The organism is Clostridium beijerinckii, assembly GCF_018223745.1.
GTDB lineage: Bacteria > Bacillota > Clostridia > Clostridiales > Clostridiaceae > Clostridium > Clostridium beijerinckii.
In genome coordinates this window covers 4023143-4041574 of sequence record NZ_CP073653.1, presented here as the reverse complement: position 1 = coordinate 4041574, position 18432 = coordinate 4023143, and the positions used below count along the sequence as shown (strand labels likewise).

22 protein-coding genes are annotated in these 18432 nt (G+C 29.9%); 16 read left to right on the top strand and 6 right to left on the bottom strand.

The window, feature by feature from the left end; genetic code table 11:
• The first annotated feature begins 3 nt into the window (after positions 1 to 3).
• The 4 genes from KEC93_RS18340 (at position 4) to KEC93_RS18325 (ending at position 5296) form a co-directional block, all read left to right on the top strand.
• Positions 4 to 366 (top strand): DUF4180 domain-containing protein, encoded by a 363-nt coding sequence (locus KEC93_RS18340; protein WP_023974162.1) that lies wholly within the window; start codon positions 4 to 6, stop codon positions 364 to 366.
• A 17-nt stretch (positions 367 to 383) separates the two neighbouring features.
• Positions 384 to 1235 (top strand): alpha/beta fold hydrolase, encoded by an 852-nt coding sequence (locus tag KEC93_RS18335; RefSeq protein WP_077869980.1) that lies wholly within the window; start codon positions 384 to 386, stop codon positions 1233 to 1235.
• A 236-nt stretch (positions 1236 to 1471) separates the two neighbouring features.
• A complete protein-coding gene (locus KEC93_RS18330; protein ID WP_077870076.1) occupies positions 1472 to 2794 on the top strand; it encodes an IS3 family transposase in 1323 nt (440 codons plus the stop codon).
• Positions 2795 to 3301: 507 nt separating this feature from the next.
• Positions 3302 to 5296 carry a methyl-accepting chemotaxis protein gene (locus tag KEC93_RS18325; RefSeq protein ID WP_077867867.1) on the top strand — a complete coding sequence of 665 codons (1995 nt, stop codon included), beginning with the start codon at positions 3302 to 3304 and terminating at the stop codon, positions 5294 to 5296.
• Between the two features lie 259 nt (positions 5297 to 5555).
• Here the strand turns inward: KEC93_RS18325 and KEC93_RS18320 are convergent, their stop codons facing one another.
• Positions 5556 to 6800 carry a DUF4179 domain-containing protein gene (locus KEC93_RS18320; RefSeq protein WP_039771615.1) on the bottom strand — a complete coding sequence of 415 codons (1245 nt, stop codon included), beginning with the start codon at positions 6798 to 6800 and terminating at the stop codon, positions 5556 to 5558.
• A gap of 66 nt (positions 6801 to 6866) precedes the next feature.
• Entirely contained in the window at positions 6867 to 8156 is a 1290-nt protein-coding gene (locus KEC93_RS18315; protein WP_039771617.1) for a DUF4179 domain-containing protein, read from the bottom strand.
• Between the two features lie 312 nt (positions 8157 to 8468).
• On the opposite strand from KEC93_RS18315, the gene KEC93_RS18310 reads away from it, so the two are divergent.
• Together KEC93_RS18310 and KEC93_RS18305 are read left to right on the top strand one after the other, a co-directional pair.
• The gene (locus tag KEC93_RS18310; RefSeq protein WP_012059792.1) at positions 8469 to 9050 is read left to right on the top strand and encodes an RNA polymerase sigma factor; all 582 of its coding nucleotides are present in this window, start codon (positions 8469 to 8471) and stop codon (positions 9048 to 9050) included.
• Positions 9043 to 9861: a hypothetical protein gene (locus KEC93_RS18305; protein ID WP_039771619.1), complete on the top strand. Its 819-nt coding sequence runs from the start codon at positions 9043 to 9045 to the stop codon at positions 9859 to 9861. Before KEC93_RS18310 ends, KEC93_RS18305 begins: the two co-directional genes overlap by 8 nt.
• Positions 9862 to 9968: 107 nt before the next feature.
• Here the strand turns inward: KEC93_RS18305 and KEC93_RS18300 are convergent, their stop codons facing one another.
• On the bottom strand, positions 9969 to 10346 hold the full coding sequence (locus KEC93_RS18300; RefSeq protein WP_023974155.1) for a winged helix-turn-helix transcriptional regulator: 378 nt from the start codon (positions 10344 to 10346) through the stop codon (positions 9969 to 9971).
• A gap of 195 nt (positions 10347 to 10541) precedes the next feature.
• Here KEC93_RS18300 and KEC93_RS18295 point away from each other — a divergent pair, with 195 nt between their 5' ends.
• Complete coding sequence (locus tag KEC93_RS18295; RefSeq protein ID WP_077867866.1) at positions 10542 to 11105, top strand: flavodoxin family protein; 564 nt, start codon at positions 10542 to 10544, stop codon at positions 11103 to 11105.
• Positions 11106 to 11230: 125 nt separating this feature from the next.
• Here the strand turns inward: KEC93_RS18295 and KEC93_RS18290 are convergent, their stop codons facing one another.
• The gene (locus tag KEC93_RS18290) at positions 11231 to 11752 is read right to left on the bottom strand and encodes a TetR/AcrR family transcriptional regulator (protein ID WP_023974153.1); all 522 of its coding nucleotides are present in this window, start codon (positions 11750 to 11752) and stop codon (positions 11231 to 11233) included.
• Between the two features lie 115 nt (positions 11753 to 11867).
• Here KEC93_RS18290 and KEC93_RS18285 point away from each other — a divergent pair, with 115 nt between their 5' ends.
• From KEC93_RS18285 to KEC93_RS18270, 4 genes are all read left to right on the top strand, one after another.
• Positions 11868 to 12893 carry an SDR family oxidoreductase gene (locus tag KEC93_RS18285; protein ID WP_012059787.1) on the top strand — a complete coding sequence of 342 codons (1026 nt, stop codon included), beginning with the start codon at positions 11868 to 11870 and terminating at the stop codon, positions 12891 to 12893.
• A 543-nt stretch (positions 12894 to 13436) separates the two neighbouring features.
• Complete coding sequence (locus tag KEC93_RS18280) at positions 13437 to 14117, top strand: DUF5680 domain-containing protein (RefSeq protein WP_012059786.1); 681 nt, start codon at positions 13437 to 13439, stop codon at positions 14115 to 14117.
• Between the two features lie 20 nt (positions 14118 to 14137).
• On the top strand, positions 14138 to 15007 hold the full coding sequence (locus KEC93_RS18275; RefSeq protein WP_039771630.1) for a methionyl aminopeptidase: 870 nt from the start codon (positions 14138 to 14140) through the stop codon (positions 15005 to 15007).
• Positions 15008 to 15063: 56 nt separating this feature from the next.
• Complete coding sequence (locus KEC93_RS18270; protein ID WP_139357387.1) at positions 15064 to 15234, top strand: DUF2200 domain-containing protein; 171 nt, start codon at positions 15064 to 15066, stop codon at positions 15232 to 15234.
• Positions 15235 to 15298: 64 nt separating this feature from the next.
• On the opposite strand, the gene KEC93_RS26765 is transcribed toward KEC93_RS18270, so the two are convergent.
• On the bottom strand, positions 15299 to 15427 hold the full coding sequence (locus KEC93_RS26765; protein ID WP_274597753.1) for a hypothetical protein: 129 nt from the start codon (positions 15425 to 15427) through the stop codon (positions 15299 to 15301).
• 36 nt (positions 15428 to 15463) lie between these two features.
• Entirely contained in the window at positions 15464 to 15916 is a 453-nt protein-coding gene (locus KEC93_RS18265; protein ID WP_039771632.1) for a VOC family protein, read from the bottom strand.
• Positions 15917 to 16043: 127 nt separating this feature from the next.
• Here KEC93_RS18265 and KEC93_RS18260 point away from each other — a divergent pair, with 127 nt between their 5' ends.
• The 5 genes from KEC93_RS18260 (at position 16044) to KEC93_RS18245 (ending at position 18409) form a co-directional block, all read left to right on the top strand.
• A complete protein-coding gene (locus KEC93_RS18260; RefSeq protein ID WP_337250452.1) occupies positions 16044 to 16451 on the top strand; it encodes a helix-turn-helix transcriptional regulator in 408 nt (135 codons plus the stop codon).
• Positions 16448 to 16630 (top strand): hypothetical protein, encoded by a 183-nt coding sequence (locus tag KEC93_RS26855; protein ID WP_337250451.1) that lies wholly within the window; start codon positions 16448 to 16450, stop codon positions 16628 to 16630. The genes KEC93_RS18260 and KEC93_RS26855 overlap by 4 nt, the downstream gene beginning before the upstream one ends.
• A gap of 263 nt (positions 16631 to 16893) precedes the next feature.
• Complete coding sequence (locus tag KEC93_RS18255) at positions 16894 to 17421, top strand: GNAT family N-acetyltransferase (protein WP_077867865.1); 528 nt, start codon at positions 16894 to 16896, stop codon at positions 17419 to 17421.
• A gap of 289 nt (positions 17422 to 17710) precedes the next feature.
• The gene (locus tag KEC93_RS18250; RefSeq protein ID WP_017210375.1) at positions 17711 to 17971 is read left to right on the top strand and encodes a hypothetical protein; all 261 of its coding nucleotides are present in this window, start codon (positions 17711 to 17713) and stop codon (positions 17969 to 17971) included.
• Positions 17972 to 18058: 87 nt separating this feature from the next.
• Positions 18059 to 18409, top strand: a complete 351-nt coding sequence (locus tag KEC93_RS18245; protein ID WP_023974146.1) for a DUF2200 domain-containing protein — start codon at positions 18059 to 18061, stop codon at positions 18407 to 18409.
• Positions 18410 to 18432 lie beyond the last annotated feature (23 nt).

The window sequence follows — 18432 nt, the reverse complement described above, 5'->3', positions numbered from 1 at the left end:
GTTTTGAATTATAAAGTGGTAAATAAAAATAATGTTAAATATATAGAATTTGCTTCTGAAGTATGGAAACTTTCTTCAGAGCAAGATGCGGTGGATTGTATATCTATTTGTATGGAAAATGACGTTTATACAATTATGTTTCATTCAAATGTATTATCTGAAGATTTTTTCAATCTTAAGACTAGGATTGCGGGTATGGCGTTGCAAAAATTTATAAATTATCACGTGAAAGTCGCAGTTATTATAGAAAATGAAGAAAAACTTAATGATAGATTTAAAGAAATGATCATGGAATCTAACAAAGGAAACAATTTTAGAACTTTTAAGGACACTGCAGAAGCTGAAAGTTGGATTTCGAAATTATGAGACTAAGGAGAAAATAGATGGAGATGGGCAAAGTATTTAAAACAAATGAAGGAAAAAATGATGTTATAAAATTTTATGATAAATTCCTTCAAAAATTGGCACTATCATATGAAAAGTTTTATGTAGATACGAAATATGGAAAGACGTTTATTATAGCTAGCGGTGAAAAAAGTAATCCACCTCTTATATTACTGCATGGCAGTGGCATGAATTCTGTAATGTGGTTAAGAGATATAAAGGAGTATTCTAAAACTTACAGAGTGTATGCTATAGATATGTTGGGTGAGCCTGGGAAAAGTGATGAAAACCGTCCTTCATTAAGTGGGTCTTCTTATGCAGAATGGCTTAAGGAGGTTTTTGAAAATTTATCAGTTGAAAGAGCAAATATTATTGGGATTTCATTAGGGGCATGGCTGGCAATAAAGTTTTCAGTAAGTTATCCAGAAATGGCATCTAAACTTGTATTGCTTTGCCCCTCTGGCGTAGGCCCACAAAAGAAATCTTTCATTTTTAAAGCTATTGCTTATGGGATTTTAGGAGAAAAAGGCATAGATAAATTATATTATAAAGTTAATGGAAATCAGCCGATACCAGAAGAAATGTTAAAATATCAAAAGCTTATAGGAAAGAGCTTCAATTATAGAAAAGAGACAATTCCTGTATTTTCTGATAATGAATTAAAGCTATTAACCATGCCAACAGTGTTATTTGTGGGAGCAAAGGATATAATGTTACATTCAGATAAGACTGCAAGGCGTTTAGGTAATTTACTTCCACATGCGCAAATAAATATTTTACCTAAGGCTGGACATTCAAATGTTAATGATGTAAATAAGATAGTAGAATGGTTTAATTTTAGTGATCAATAAATATTTTATTACATTAAAAATGAAGCAGGTGTATTTATATATATAATAATAATGAATATAAGAATACAAGTAGTATAAAAAACTTAAATTAAATTGAAAAAGTAAAGATAAACAAAAAGGCTCAGGGATTTAATAAAATGGAACCTATGAAATAGACACTAAAAAAAGACTATTTCAATAGGTTCTTTTTTTGTACAATAAAAGATAAGAAGAAATATAGTAAGGTTGTGAAAAGAATGAGTAAAAAATTATTTTCAGATGAAGAAATTAAAAGTTTATCAAAAAATAGATATGTTAAATCTGTAAGTAAACGTGGAATTACATATACAGATGAATTTAAAATATTGTTTATCGCTGAGCGTAGCAAGGGAAAACTACCTATTCATATTTTTCAAGATGCTGAATTTGATATAGATGTTATTGGAAATAATAGAATTTGGTGTGCAAGTAAAAGATGGCGTAATGCTTATAATGAATCAGGAGAGCTTGGTCTAAGAGATTCTAGAAAATTAAACAGTGGTCGTCCACTTAAACGTGAACTAACCGTTGAAGAAATAATAGCCAAAAAGGATGCAGAAATTGCTTATTGGAAAGCTGAGGCAGAACTATTAAAAAAAATCGAGCTGCAAGAAAGGCAGGTGAAAAATAGTAAACTAAGTGCATCATCAATCTTTGTAATAATACAACATATAATTTTGACATATAACTATAAAAATATGGTTTCACATTTATGCGAAGTAGCTTTAGTATCTAGATCAGGCTATTATAATTATTTAAAATCAACAGGCAAACGTAATCGTAGAGAAGAAAAGGATTTAGAATTGAAGGATATCATTCTTAAAGCATTTAATCATAGGGGCTACAAGAAAGGTTCTCGTTCTATAAAAATGGTGTTAGAGAATGAATTTAATCTTATAATAAATCGAAAATGTATACAACGAATCATGAGAAAATATAATATTGAGTGCCCAATTAGAAAAGCTAACCCTTATCGTAGAATGATGAAAGCTACTCATGAGCATACTGTTGTACCTAATATTTTAAATAGAGAATTCAAGCAAGATTTGGTCGGAAAAGTTTTATTAACAGATATAACTTATTTAACATATGGAGCATCCAATAGGGCTTATTTGTCAACTATTAAAGATGCTTCAACAAATGAAATTCTTTCATATCAGCTTTCCAATAGCCTTACATTAGATATAGCTACCGAAACTATTAAAAAGTTGATGAAAAATCACAAAAATTTACTAAATAAAGATGCCTTTATTCATTCGGATCAAGGAGTTCATTATACTAGTCCTAGATTTCAAAAACTTCTTAAAAAATATAAAATTGGTCAGTCTATGTCTAGGCGCGGAAATTGTTGGGATAATGCCCCGCAGGAATCATTTTTTGGTCATATGAAAGATGAAATTGACTTAAAAAGTTGTTCAACATTTGAAGAATTAGAAGCTTCAATTGATAACTATATGGAGTATTATAATAATTATAGATATCAGTGGGGACTTAAAAAGCTGGCTCCTGTACAATACAGAAACCAGCTCATAGCTGCCTAGCCTTTTTCAAAATGTCCTTGACATAGGAACCATTTTATAAATCTGGAGTCTTTTTTTTTACCCTATAATAATCAAAATTTATTATAGAGTTGAGCTAATAATAGTTGTTATGTTTTTATGAACATAAAATTTTATATAGAAATAAGATTATTAAATAACAAATACAAATTGATGAATAAGGTTTGGAATTAAATGGAAGTAGTGATGATGAATTTTATTAAAAGATAATAGGAAATCTTAGGCTGGCTACGGAATACTTAAAGAAATATGACTTATGGGAGCAAATTCGACCATGTATAGAGATGCTTTTCCAATAATATAGAGAATAGCTTTAAAATAGCAAAATATTTCATGAAAACCAATGATAATAATAATACGAATTTTGATGAAAAGATGGTATAATAATATTATTAGGTCAAAAAATGTATAAAATATGAATTTGGGATTGATATTAAAGAGGATTAATCATCTTGAGTCCAAGTATTAATTATATTAAAGGGGGATATTATGAGAAGTATAAAAACAAAATTAACGGTATTTTTTGGGCTGATAATAGGAATTGCATGTATTGGATTAGGCATAGTTTCGGTTATAAGCTCATTAAATGGATTAAAGTCAAATTTAAATAAGACTTTACCTAAAATTGCAGAGCAAACCGCAAATAATATTCAAGGAAGAATTGAGGGAGAATTAAATTCACTAGAGGCTATTGCCGCAAGACCAGATATAAATGATCCTAATAGCTTATTACAAGACAAATTATCGATTCTTTTAGGTGAAGTTAAGAGGATTGGTTGCAGTAGACTAAGTTATATAGATAAAGAGGGAAATCTTACAAATACATTGGGAGCAACTTCTAATGTAAAAGATAGAGAATATTTTAAGAAAGCTATGAATGGTGTAAGCAGCGTATCAGATCCGTTAATAAATAAAACTGATGGAAGTCTTCTAGTTATATATGCAGTTCCTATTAAATACAATAATGAGATTGTAGGAGTATTAGCAGAATCACAGGATGGTAATGACTTAAGCGATTTTACAGATCAGGTTAAGTTTGGACAAACAGGTGCTGCATTTATGATAAATAACAGTGGAGTAGTAATAGCCCATAAAAATAGGGACTTAGTTACTCAAATGTATAATGGGATTGAGGCGGCAGAAAAGGATACCAATTTGCAGGGGTTAGCAAATGTTGAAAAGAAAATGATTTCTGGAGAGACAGGATTGGGTGAATATCAATATGAAGGGGTAGATAAATTTATAAGCTATGCTCCAGTAAAAGAAACTAATTGGTCTGTAGGAGTTACAATAGCAAGAAATGAAATATTATCAGAATTAAGCACTTTGGAAATTTCAGTTGCATTATCATCTATAGTATTCATATTAATTGGACTTGGGATAATATACATAATTTCAAATAGTATATCTAAAGGAATAAAGTCTACATCAAAGCACTTGGAATTACTAGCAGAAGGTAATTTATGTGAAGAAGTTTCTACTAGGTATTTGAATTCAAAAGATGAAATCGGTGTTATGACTAATGCAATGAAATCAATGCAAGAATCTTTAGGAACAATGATTAAAAAAATGAAAGAAAATTCTTCAAATATTAATTCACAATCAGAAAATCTAGCATCGATATCAGAAGAGATAGCAAGCGTATCACATAATGTTGCAGAAGCAATATCTGAAGTTGCGAAAGGGACAAGCAATCAATCTGAAGAGTTAATAAATATAACAGATATTCTTGATGAATTTAGTAATAAGTTATCGAGAATGGTTAAAGAGATACAAGTTGTAGATTCGAATTCTAGAGAAATAAGTTTAATGGCAAATGATAGCAGTAGCGAAATGAAAGGATTAAATCAATCAGTAATAAATGTAAGTAATTCATTTAAAGAGTTTTATAGTAAAGTTATATCGCTTGGAAAAGACATAAACGAAATAAATGAGATTACAAGCCTTATAAATAGTATTGCAGAACAAACAGATTTATTGGCACTAAATGCGGCTATTGAAGCGGCTAGGGCAGGAGAAGCAGGAAGAGGATTTTCAGTAGTTGCTGATGAAATAAGAAAGCTTGCTGAACAATCAAAAGAATCATCTGAAAATATTAGTAAATTAATAAGTTTAATATCTAACAATGCTGATATTATAGTTCAGGAATCGACTACTATGGATGATGAAATGAGAAATCAAGGTAAAATTATAGATAATTCAATAGCATCTTTCAAGAAAATAATACAAGCAGTGGATGAAGTGATTCCTAAAATTGAAACAGTTAAAAGTTCTGCTGATAACATAGAAAATGATAAGAATGCCATTTTGAATAGAATAAATGGATTATCTTCAATTTCAGTAGAAGTCTCGGCATCAGCAGAAGAAATTTCAGCATCATCAGAGGAAGTGAATGCTTCAACAGAAGAAGTAGCATCTTCTGCACAAATGCTTAGTGATATGACTAATGAAATGATAGAAGAAGCAAATAAATTTAAAGTTTAGAATAAAGAATTCTAATAGTATATAATAGAATCTGAATTTGAGAAATCTATCTCTAAAGTTTTAAACACTTTGTTCATAGAATGAATCATTAAGATGTTCTTGAGTCTCTTAAATTAATAGACGCAAGAAATTATATATTTGATAATAATTTAATATTCTTAATAAAATGAAGCCTCACTATAATTTGGATACTATAGTGAGGCTTCATTTGTTTCAGTAATTATTATATGCTTAGATTTAGATTATAGATTTGATATATTTACTTGGATAATTGGATTTCATCTCCAACAGTAAATGCATTAATTAAACTTATGGTTGGGTCATAGTTTATTTGAGTATTTACATCTTTTTTTACATTACTAAATTCTACAATATAACCTAAAGAATCACTTGAGTCTCTGTAGAAAGTAGTGCGTTCGTTACCGTCGTAATAATCATGATCATAATAATCTTTTTTACTATTCTCATCTTTATAATCCATAAACAAACTACTTGCAAGTAATAAACTTTCTTTTTCATTTACTCCTTTTAGATAAACTTTTACGCTATTATCGTCTCTTTGAATATTATAGATTTCGCCTTTACTTCCATCAGAAAAATCAAAAGTCTTGGCATAACTTACATTATTGATAGTTTGCATGTCTTTATCATTATGTTCTTCTTTATATAAGTTTTTTTGATCCTTTGAGTTAATAGTAAAGCTTATAGGTATTAAGCTTATAGATGTTTGATCTTTTATTTTTTCATAAGTTGCTCCTTCTGCTTGATAAGTAGTTACTATTGACCTGTCATTTTCATCACTGCTAGATGAATAGCTGTTAGAATGTCTCAACGAATACATTTTATCTCCAGCTTTTAAGATAAAGGAATGTTCGGTTAATACATCATTATTTCGCATTAAAGAAGTTTCTTCCGGTTCAGTGAAAGAAAGATGAGTGCCCAAAATATCGGATTCTAACTTATTAAATGTAGAATCAAATTGAGGAATTTTAATTGAATAATCCTTTTCCATTGAATTTTTTAATGAGTCTGAAAAATCAACGTTTGCATCTAATCCAACATTAACCTTGTATTTTTGCATTACGACATCAATTCTTAAAGGACCTTTTTCAGGTAATGCAGATTTATTAAATCTATCTTCAATGGTTATAACTAATGTCTTGTCATCTGGATGCCTAAATGACGTACTTCCACCATTAAATTTATTTTCGCCATAGTTTAATAAAACATTTGCTGTTTCTCTGTCATCTTTATCAAAAGGCGTTGGGGTCTGTATTGTGATTGTAGCTTTGAGTTTATTTTTTGTCCCAACAACACTATTTAGAGTTATTTTGACTCCATTTTGCTCAACAGAATTGTTATTTCCAATTAATCCAGAGTTAACTGCATAGGACGATTGGGCTTGTACATTATCAACAGCAAAGGCAGGCATTTGAATAAGTCCGATCATTAAAGCAGCTCCAATCATGGAACTTAATAACTTATTTGTTTTTTTGTTTATCATAAAATCTCCTCACTTTAATAATTTTTTGTATTGATATAATTTTCCATAAATTCAATATAGAGTTCATTAATTTGATGTTTTTATTTCATCACTCATTTTGTACGTACTAATTTCTTTTAGCATATAACTAATATTTAAAGCAGCAGCTTTATCTTTTTCAACATTATCAAATTCTACAATGTAGCCAAGGGAATCTTTTGGATCTTTATAAAAGCTTGCAAACTTATTGTAATTATAAATAGTAGTATACTTTTGTCCCTTAACATGATTGTAGTTTAAAGAAATATTGCTTGCTATAATTAAACTTTCTAACTCAGACTGTCCTTTGCAATATACCTTTACACTATTATCATTTCTTTCAACATTATATATTGTACCTTTCAATCCGCTAGAAGAGCTGAACTCTTTTTCATAACTTAAGTTGTTTGCAGAATCATTGGTAATGTTTTTATTACTACTATCGGATATCATATCAGAGTCATCCATTGATACTTTATAAAGTATTGGAATTATACTTATATCCTTTCCGTTTTTTACAATATCATAAACTGGCAATTTAGATGTATAATGCCCAATAATTGTTCCGTCGTCTCTAATGCTATCGCCTTTAGAGCCTAATTTATAAAAATTATTATCAACTTTTAATAATATTTGTGAATCCCAAAAATCATTATTGTTATCAATATCAGCCTCATTTTGTTTAGGCTCAGTATAACTTATGGTTGTCCCCATGGAATCTGAATCTAATTGTTTCAAAGTATAATTAATTTCAGGTATTGTGCCTGAAATATTTTTAGTAAATACTTTATTAATAGAATTAGTGAAATCTACAGGTATATCCATGCCAATATTAACTTTGTAATTTGAAAGAACTACATCAACTCTTAAGTTTCCACTTTCAGGATATTCACCTTCATAATTAGTTTTTTCTAAGGTTAAAAACATAGTTTTATCATCTGCATATTGTCTAGAAGAGGTAGAGTTAAAGCCGTAATCTTTGTCACCATATGATACTTCAAAAAGCGAATTATTATGTTCAATTGCTTTAGGATCAGTGATTCCTTCAATTTTAAGAGTTACTTTTAAATTATGTTTTGTAGATAGTGCACTATTAACAGTCACCTTAATCCCATTTTCTTCTGAACTTTTATTTATAGTTATAGAATAATCTTTAATTGATGTAGCTGTATTATCTGTATAAGTAGCACTCGCGCTAGTGGTTGTAGCAGTAGCGGGTGCCGTTGTTGCTATAGTATCATCAGCAAAAGCTGACGTATAAGTTATACCGGAAGCTAACATAAATGTCATGATTCCAAATATATGACCAAGGGTTTTGATCAATTTTTTATTTATCATAAATATCTATCTCCTTTACTATAGTTTGTATGTAAAACTTTGTAAGAAATTTTGTCTTCAATGGTATTGTATACCATTTCTTCAAAATTTTCATCTTAAATTTACCATAATTCTCATAGTGAGCAACTAGAAAATAATAGATCAATATGCTACTCTATTTATTATTTATAGATAGATGTTAATTTAGATAAAATTACGGATATCACTGGTATAAATTGAAGGGATAAAAATTTTTTCTAAAAATGAACCAATTAATAACTTAATGTCTCTAATATATAGATGCATCGATAAGAATCGAAGGGAGAGAGCAAAGTGTCTGAAGAAGAACTTGTCATAAAAATCCAGTCTGGTGATATGAACGCATTAGGTGAATTGTTTGAAATATATAAAAATGAATCATTCAAATACTCATATCTTATTACAGGTAGCAAGTATACAAGTGAAGATATTGTACAAGAAGCATTTATAAGCTGTTATAAAAATATAAAAAGTCTTAAAAATCCTGAATTTTTTAAATCATGGTTTTTTAAAATGCTTACGAGAATTGCGTGGAGATATGCGAAAAAAGATAAAAAATCACTGCCAGTTGATAACATTTTTGAAAAATTAGATGAAAAAAATATTGATACTTCTATAGAGCAATATTTAAGAAAAGAGCAAAATAATAATCTTTATGCAGAAATTGAAAAGCTTGATTTAAAACAAAAAACAGTAATAGTTCTATATTATTTTAATGGTCTTACAGTTAGCGAAATTGCAAAAGTAATGGGCTGCTTTGAAGGAACGGTCAAATCCAGGCTTCATAGTGCAAGAAAAAAATTAAAAAGCAGTTTAATTAAATGTAACGATGAATATAATCATAGAAATTTAAAGAGGGTGGGACTTGATGGATAAAAATTTTGATGAAAATATAGATCAAAAAATTAGAGGAGCCTTAATTCATAAAGCAGATGATGCTTCAATATCTGAAAATATGTTTTTCAGAATTAGAAATGAAATATTAAAAGATAAAGATAATAAAGGAGTTTTTACTATGAAACATAAATTATTAAATCCAAAGACATTCATAATTGCAGGAATGGTCATTATTGCAACAACCGTAACATGTGTTGCAGCAACTAATCTTTCTGGAATATTTGGTTCATCATCTCATCTAACTGAAATTAGAACTTTTCCAAGTAAAGATAAAGTAAACGAGACTGTTGGATTTACCCCTAAATATGTTGAATCCTTTAATAATGGATTTAAATTTGATACATTTAATTATGTAAACAATGAAGTCCGTAATGAAAAAGGAGATGCTACTGAAAAATACAAAAGCGCAGATTTTGATTATAAAAAAGATGGTTCTAAAAAGGGCCAAATTTTATCCATGTCAGCTGAAAAAACAGATGACAAATCTTTTTATGGAAACATGCCAAAAAATGCTTCTGAAGTAGAATATAATGGAGTTAAAATCATATATACTAGTAGTCAATACAAATCAGTTCCAGAAGGATATAAACCAACAGACGAAGAAAAAGATTTACAAGATAAAGGGCTTCTTGAAATTGGATATGGAAGTGAAAAAGATGAAATAAAGGTTAGTCAAAATCAATCAGTTATGTGGTATGAAGATGGACTATCTTATTGCATTATTAATATGGATTATACTGAACTAAGCAAGGATGACATGATCAATATGGCAAAGGAAGTTATAGGATAAAAATAAGATCTGAGGAATTACACGACGGGCTTTGCTTAGTGAATGTGTAAAGATAGGCTACATTGTGGATATAAATTCCAAAATGTAGCCTGGTTTATTTCAATATATTATTTTGAAATTTCTTTATTCTTTATATAATCCTCCCACCAAATAGTTAATTCATAAAGTAATGGTAACAGATTTCTTCCTTTATCAGTTAAGGTGTATTCTACTCTTACAGGCATTTCATTATATTGATTTCTAATAATTAATTCATCATTCTCGAGTTCACGTAATGAATTTGCTAGCATTGTATTTGTTATTCCTGATACGTCTCTTTTTAATTGATTAAAGCGACATACGTCTTTTCTTAGTAACTGCCCTAATATATTCAGTTTCCATTTGCCTCCGATTACTTCCAATGCATCTTTTATAGGGCATTTTTCATTAAAATCTGATTCTCTCACTATATTTAAATATTTCTCTAATTCTTGTTTGCTTGCCATATCTAATCCTCCTAGGTAAGAAAAATAATACCTAATCATTAAATTCTGCGTTCTTGTTAATATAAATTTATTTAAGTACAATAATTATACCAAGTACTTTTATTTGAGTAAATATCAAATGAAGGAGAATAAATATGGTAAGTAGATAGTTAATCTAATTTAAGAAATATTTGTATTTAAAAGGAGAGATATTAAATGTCAAAAGTAGTTATTTTTAATGCTAGTCCAAGAAAGAATGGGTATAATTCAAAATTATTAGAACAAGTAGCAAAAGGTGCTGAGTCTAAAGGTGCTGAGATTATAGAATTTAATTTAAACGATGCTGGAATTCGTGGATGTCAAAGCTGCTTCTATTGTCGTACCCATGATGGTTGTGCTATTAATGATTATCTTAAACCAATGTATGAGGCTATTAATGAAGCAGATGCCATTGTATTTGGTTCTCCAATCTACTACTATCAAATTACAGGTCAAGCAAAAGTTTGGTTAGACCGTACATTTCCATTGATTGACCATGATGGAAACACCATTACACCTAGACAGCCAGGTAAAAAGGTAGTAACAATATTTACTCAAGCTAATTCAAATCCTGAAGTAGGTGCAGAAGGTATTAAATATGTTACTAATATCTTCAACACATATGGCTGGAAATCAGAGGATAATATTCATGTTTGTGGAGCTGAACTTGTTCCTGATTTAACAGCGTTAGAGGAGTTATCTTTAAGAGCATTTAAGGCTGGGGAAAATCTAGTTGGATAAAATCCTAGAAAAATATTATAGATAATATAGGAAATCAATATAAAATTTATAAAAAATAAAGCGTAATGAAGATAGAACATTTAGAGATAATTGTTCTATCTTTTTTTAATATTTAAACATAAATATTAAAAAGTCTTTTTTAATGTATCAAATTGCTTAAAGAATTCCATTATTTCTTGGAGCGGTTTTTGCTGTCCACTTAGAAACCATTTTCGCCAAACAGCATAAACGCCTGCTGACATGAAAGTTGTCCAGTATTCACCACTATCAGGAGCATAAAATTTGTTTATTTCTTCTATAAAAATCTGCTGAATAATTGGTTCATATCCACGGTCAACAGATGAAAGTAAATCATCACTAAAGGTACTGAAAAACTTTAATTGGATATCAAATTTATCAGAGAAGGATGGATTTTGATGAATCGTATAAAATACAGCTGCAATCTTTGGTTGATAATACTCATACAAAATCTGCTCGAGATCGTTAAAATTTCGGTAAAAAGCCATGCGGCTTACACCTGCCCGTTTACAAACTTGTGAAACTGTTAATTCTGATAATTTTTCTGTTGCAAGCAACTGCAGCATAGCTATTGTTATAAAATCCTTTGTATCTTTTTTGATTGCTTGTGAGTGATTTGTTGCTGCCATTACAATACCTCCCTTATTGTCACATATGATCGTCTATGTGTTGATTTCATCTTGATAATAGTATATTCTAATTGCGCAGAGGTTACAAGTGAAACTTTAGTGAGGGGGATTTATTATGGAAAAAGAATTAGTTTTAGTAACAGGCGGAAGTGGCTTCATTGCCGTACACATAATATTAAAGCTTTTGAAACGGGGATATCGAGTTCGTACAACACTTCGTACATTGTCACGCCAAGATGAGGTTAAGTCAATGCTTGCAAAAGGCGGAGCAGTTGATTTTGAAAATCTTGAGTTTATACAGACAGATTTGACAAGTGATATAAACTGGATAGAGGCTGTAACTGATGCAAATTATGTTATTCATGTGGCATCACCAACACCAGCCACACGTCCTGATGATGGTGATGAAATGGTGAAAATGGCAGTTGATGGTACACTGCGAGTAATGAAGGCAGCGAAAGCGGCAGGTGTTAAACGTGTAGTCCTAACTTCTGCTTCAGGGGCAGTGCTTTCAGGCCATAAATCTCATCCGGAAATTTTCACAGAGGAAGATTGGACTGACTTGTCAGGCAATATTGATGCATACCAACGTTCAAAAACTATGGCAGAGCTTGCAGCTTGGGAATTTGCAAAGAAAGAGAATATGGAACTCTCAGCTGTTAATCCTGTGGCGGTCATGGGACCTGTACTTGGACAGGATTTTTCCCACTCTAATCAGATTATTCGTGCGATGCTAAAGGGGGATATGCCATTCCTCTTAAATATTGGATTTGATTACGTTGATGTGAGAGATGTTGCAGAATTACATTTGCTTGCGATGACATGTCCAGAAGCAGCTGGGGAGCGATTTATTGCTACTACAGGTGAAAATCTGACATATAAAGAAGAAGCGAAAATTTTGCAGAGATATTTAGGAAGTACAGCAAAAAAAGTATCTACTAAGGCACTGCCGGATTTTATGATTAAATTTATGGCAATTTTTAAAAAGGATTTACGTATGCCAGCAACGTTTTTAGGACAAAACACAGCTTGTAGCAATGCAAAAGCTAAGAAGTTACTTGGGTGGCAGCCAAGACCAGCAGAAGAAGCAATCGTGGCAACTGCAAAAAGTATGATTGAACTTGGATTAATTGATAAATAGACATTAAAATTATACTAAGTTTCTCTATATATCAGGCAATCATTAAGTATCTTCCCTTAGGCAAAAATAGCACTTGACAGCGATGCGGTGAACAGTATCGTAAATAAAGGCGAAAAAACAGCCCAGAAGCAATATATTACAATGCTTCTGGGCTGCTTTATATTAAGGAATATTGGTGATAAGCAGAAAGGACCGACACTTGAGTTACAAAAAAGAGCATCAAGCTTTTCAGGCAGGTTTTATTACAAGTATAATATTCATGGTGATAGGAATTATTCCAGCTTTGTTTCTAACCAACAAGGTGATGGAGGACAACAAAATATCAGCAATGACCGACAATGAATCAGAATAAAAAAGATGAGTAGTTCTATTATTTGCTGATGTTACGGAGAAATTCATCATAAGCAAATAATAAGGCAGAGAATATTTGGTATTAGAATTACTTTTTTATTAAATGCAACTTTTAGTTGTCAACTGTGTTATATTTAGGTGGTAGAAATATGATAATATTGTAAGTATACTAATACCAGGAGGGGTTAAACTATGAGTTTTCAGGAACAATTGCAAACACTTAGAAAAGCAAAAGGTCTATCGCAAGAAAAATTAGCTGAATTCTTAGGCATATCAAGACAATCAGTTGCAAAATGGGAAGTAGGACAGTCCTATCCAGATATAGCTAGATTAATTGCATTAAGTGAGTTCTTTAAAGTAAGCATTGATAAATTAGTCAATGATTATGAAGAAAATTGTAGGTTATCAATAGAAGAAAATAAAGTTAATAATATAAATAGAAATATAATTGATTTTCTATGTAGGGCTAAAAAAGCTACGTATGCTGGAAATGGTGGAGAGTGTAAATCTTCAAGACCAAATTCGCATGATTTAGAATATGTAGAAGGAAACTTAAAATATATTGATACCTATTTAGGTGGAGAAAGATTTTCAGGGGAAGAAGGTTTGTGGCAAGATGATATTCCATTTTGGTCAATGAATTATACTGGAAGAGTTTTGGATGAAAGATTTTCAGGTAGTTTTTTAAAGGAAGCTTTGAGTTTAGTAACTGAAGAGAATCCATATAGAGGTCCTATTATTTATCAAAATGGACAGTATAAATATCATTGCATTATAAATGGTGAATTTAAGTGGTTTCAAGGGCATGAGGAAATATATTTTGGTAATATTAAAGTTTATGAATGTTATTTTCATGGAGGATCAATTAAATAGTTAAAACAAGGAGTAATATTATGATATTAAACAGAAATGATTTATGTTGGTGTAAAAGTGGAGTGAAGTATAAAAATTGTCATTTAGAATTTGATAAGAAATTAAGTGACTTAAAAAGAAAAGGACATATAGTACCAACAAGAGATCTTATAAAAACAAAAGAGCAAATTGAAGGAATAAGAAAGAGTGCAGAGGTTAATAATGGTCTTTTAGATTTGATTAGTGAAAACATCAAAGAAGGCATGACAACAGAGCAGATAGATAAATTAGCATATGATTATACTATATCAAAGGGTGGAATTCCAGCAGACCTTAATTATGATGGATTTCCTAAAAGTATTTGTATATCAATAAATAATGAAGTATGTCATGGAATACCAAGTGACGATGTTGTCCTTAAAAATGGGGATATTGTAAATGTGGATGCTACTACTATATTAAATGGATATTATTCAGATGCATCAAGAATGTTTATGATTGGTGAAGTAAGTGAAGAAGCTAGGAAATTGGTTCAAGTAACTAAAGAATGCGTAAATAAAGGACTGGAAGCAGTTAAACCTTGGGCATTTTTAGGAGATATTGGAGCAGCGATTCAGGAACATGCAGAAAATAATGGCTATTCAGTAGTTAGAGAATTTGGAGGACATGGAGTTGGTTTAGATATTCATGAAGATCCATTTGTTTTCCATTTTGGAAAAAGAGGAACAGATATGGTTTTGGCGCCTGGAATGGTGTTCACAATTGAACCAATGATAAATGCTGGAAGTCATGAAATATTTATAGATGAGGATAATGGATGGACTGCATTGACAGCTGATGGTTCTCTTTCAGCACAATGGGAACACACAGTTCTTGTAACAGAAGATGGGGTAGAAGTTATTTCAAAATAATTATGTAATTTGATTTATTAGTGGGGTTGTCTACAGTTTCAAAGTAGTAACCAATCATGAAGGAAATTTGCTATTTAGATAAGCTAATAGATGAGTTAGCAAAAGAAAAAGCAGCAGATAAACCATTTAAAGTATATACTTTCCCAGTAAATATGAGCGGATTTTCAGGGCTCCCTTGTAGGGTGATTGCTGAAATAGAGTGGTGTGAGAGGATGGAAACAAAATAATTGTTTTCATCCTACTCGATTTACTATAATTTATTGGCTATAGCTTATTTTTAGGTTATAGTAATTAACTTGATTGATTATTTTCAGTAGCTTTCATTTCTTTATTAAGGATTTTAAGAATCTTTTTAATATCCAATACTGCACCTCCTTTAATAAAATACAGTTTACCCGTAAACACCATATTATAAACCAATTCCAAACCTCTTATTTCTCATACATTGAATAATTGTTACTTTAATCTCTCATCAAAACATAATTGAATTTTAATACCAAATGGGTCTTCAACAATACCATATGCTTTACTAAATATATTACTGGCTAATGGTACAATTATTCTAACTCTTTCATCTGCAATTAAGCTATTGTAGAATTGTTGGATTTCCTCCAAATCAGCACTTTGAATACATAGAGAAGTATTATTACCAGCTTGGTACTTTTCATTAGCATCCATTGGATTTTCATTAAGCATAATTTTAGTCTTACCTATTTTTAAAACAGAGTGAGAGATGTGATTTTTATTTTCGTCATTAATTTCTATTGATTTATCCCCCATCTTTACCAGGTCTGAATATGTTATAATCATTAACTGTTCTGCATTAAAGTGTTTCTTGTAAAAATTAATAGCATCTTGTGCTTTTCCATTCATTGAAAGGAAAATAGCAATTTCTAGCGTTGTACTCATAATATTAATCTCCTTTGTATAATAAATTAGATATCAATGACTATATTATTGATATAATTAGAGTATAATACTCAAAGGTGTCAAAATATGAAACCTTTATTCAGGAAAATTTTAAAACGGAGGATATATGAAAAAATCAGAAAGATTAAACCATATGATGATGTATTTGAATGACTTAGATTACTTTAATTTAAGTGATTTAACAAATAAATATAACATTTCAAGAAGTACAGCTTTACATGACATTGCTTCATTAGAAGAATTGGGAATGCCTATTTATGCAGAGCAAGGTAGGTACGGAAGATATGTTATATTGAAAAATAGATTATTGTCACCTATTATATTTACCATAGATGAAGTATACGCTTTATATTTTGCAATGCTCACACTGAAAGCCTATGAGTCTACGCCTTTTCATTTAAGTATAGAAAAATTAAATGAAAAATTTGAAAACTGCCTATCAGGAGAACAAATAAAAGAAATTAATAAGATTAAAAAGGTCTTAAAATTTATAAGGAAAACTATCCTTCTATGAAAATAGAATTAGGTACAAAGACAATTATAAAGGGATTTTTTAATGTGGGTGAAGAAGAATTCATATCTAATTATTTCCTTAGGTACGGTACGTCTATTAAGTCAGTGAAACCACAATCATTAAAATCTATTATTTATGAAAAAATCAAAAAGATTCTAAATCATTATGAAGAAATTTAAGACTTATATATACTAAAATATTAATTTGATTAAAGCCCTAATTTATAAGTTTTATATTGAGGATATTAAAAAATTATGGGCGATAATTCAGATTTCTCATTAAGGTAATTTACAATCTGTAGATTTGACGTAGTAAATTATAAAAATGTTCTTTGAAAATTGAGTGATATAGCTTTTACAAGATATGTTATAATCGATTTGTAATGGTAAATTATTGCAATAAAACAAAATTTATATTTCGAATTGATTTAGAGGTGATACATATGGATATTACTATTGAATTTGGGGAAGTAAATGATATTGATGAATTAGAAAATTTTTATAATGATTTAAATGATTATTTGGCAGATGAAGTAAATTATCCGGGATGGATAAAGGGTATATATCCTGTAAGGCAAAATGCAATTGATGGCATTAAAAACGGAAATCTTTATGTAGCAAAGCATAATGGAACAAGCATTGGTTCTATTATTTTAAGCCATGAGCCTGAACCGGCATATTATAATGTTAAATGGGGATTTGAGTATGACTATTCAGATGTTTTTGTTATACATACATTTGCTGTTCAGCCAAGATTTATGAAATGTGGTGTAGGTAAAGCACTAATGGACTTTGCTGATAAGCATAGTGTTAAGTCAAAAGTTAAATCAATTAGATTGGATGTTTTTGAAGGTAATATGCCTGCCATTAGGCTTTATGAAAAATGTGGATTTGAATATATTGATACTGTTGATTTGGGCCTTGGAAACTACGGATTGGATTGGTTTAAACTGTATGAAAAATTAATATGAAATAATATGTATAGTCCTATATAGTATTTGTTGAATATTTTCCATATAGTTATGAATCAGTAAAATTAAATAGCAAATTTTAAAATCGTATTATTCAACATTGGATTTACGATTTTTTTTACACAATTCTAAAAAAAGAAGTAATAAAGGTTTTATTACTTTCTGACTATGGGAGGATCATATTATAAGTAGAAAGTGATTTTATTGAATATTTGAAAGTAATTGGTATATAATTAGATTAATGTGAATAAATGCAAATAAACTCGCTATGGATTTTGAGGGGATAATTATGTATTATAATACTAAATTCAAAATTATTAATATAACAATATCAATAATAACTATTTTAACAGCAATATTTTCTATTTTGAAACCTAATCTAAGAATGATTATTATGCCAATTGTGCTTATGTTATTAGGAATACAACAATTAATAATGGGTATTAATTATTTCAAGTTAAATAAGAAAAAAGAATATACCTTATTAATAGGAGTTAGTATATTTTTGTTCTTATGTTCAATAGTTTCAATTAAACTTATAAATTCCTAATATTATTAGGAGGGGTTTTTAGTGAAAATTTCAGAGAAATGCTTTAAATATTATAAATAAAGAAAATTACATAAGTGAGGATGTATTATGACAAAACATAAGATTTATACAATGAGTGTAGCAAGTGTCTACCCCCTTTATGTTATGAAGGCAGAGAAAAAGGGACGTACAAAAACAGAGGTTGATGAAATAATCCTATGGTTGACAGGATATAGCAAAGAAGAGCTAGAAGCTGAGCTGGAAAAACAGGCTGATTTTGAGACTTTCTTTGCAGAAGCTCCTAAAATGAATCCTTTACGAACTTTGATTAAAGGAGTTGTCTGTGGTGTTCGAGTGGAAGACATTGAAGAACCAACTATGAAGGAAATTCGCTATTTGGATAAGCTAATAGATGAGCTAGCAAAAGGAAAAGCGATGGATAAAATTTTAAGAAAATAATTATTAAAAGCGAAGAAACACTG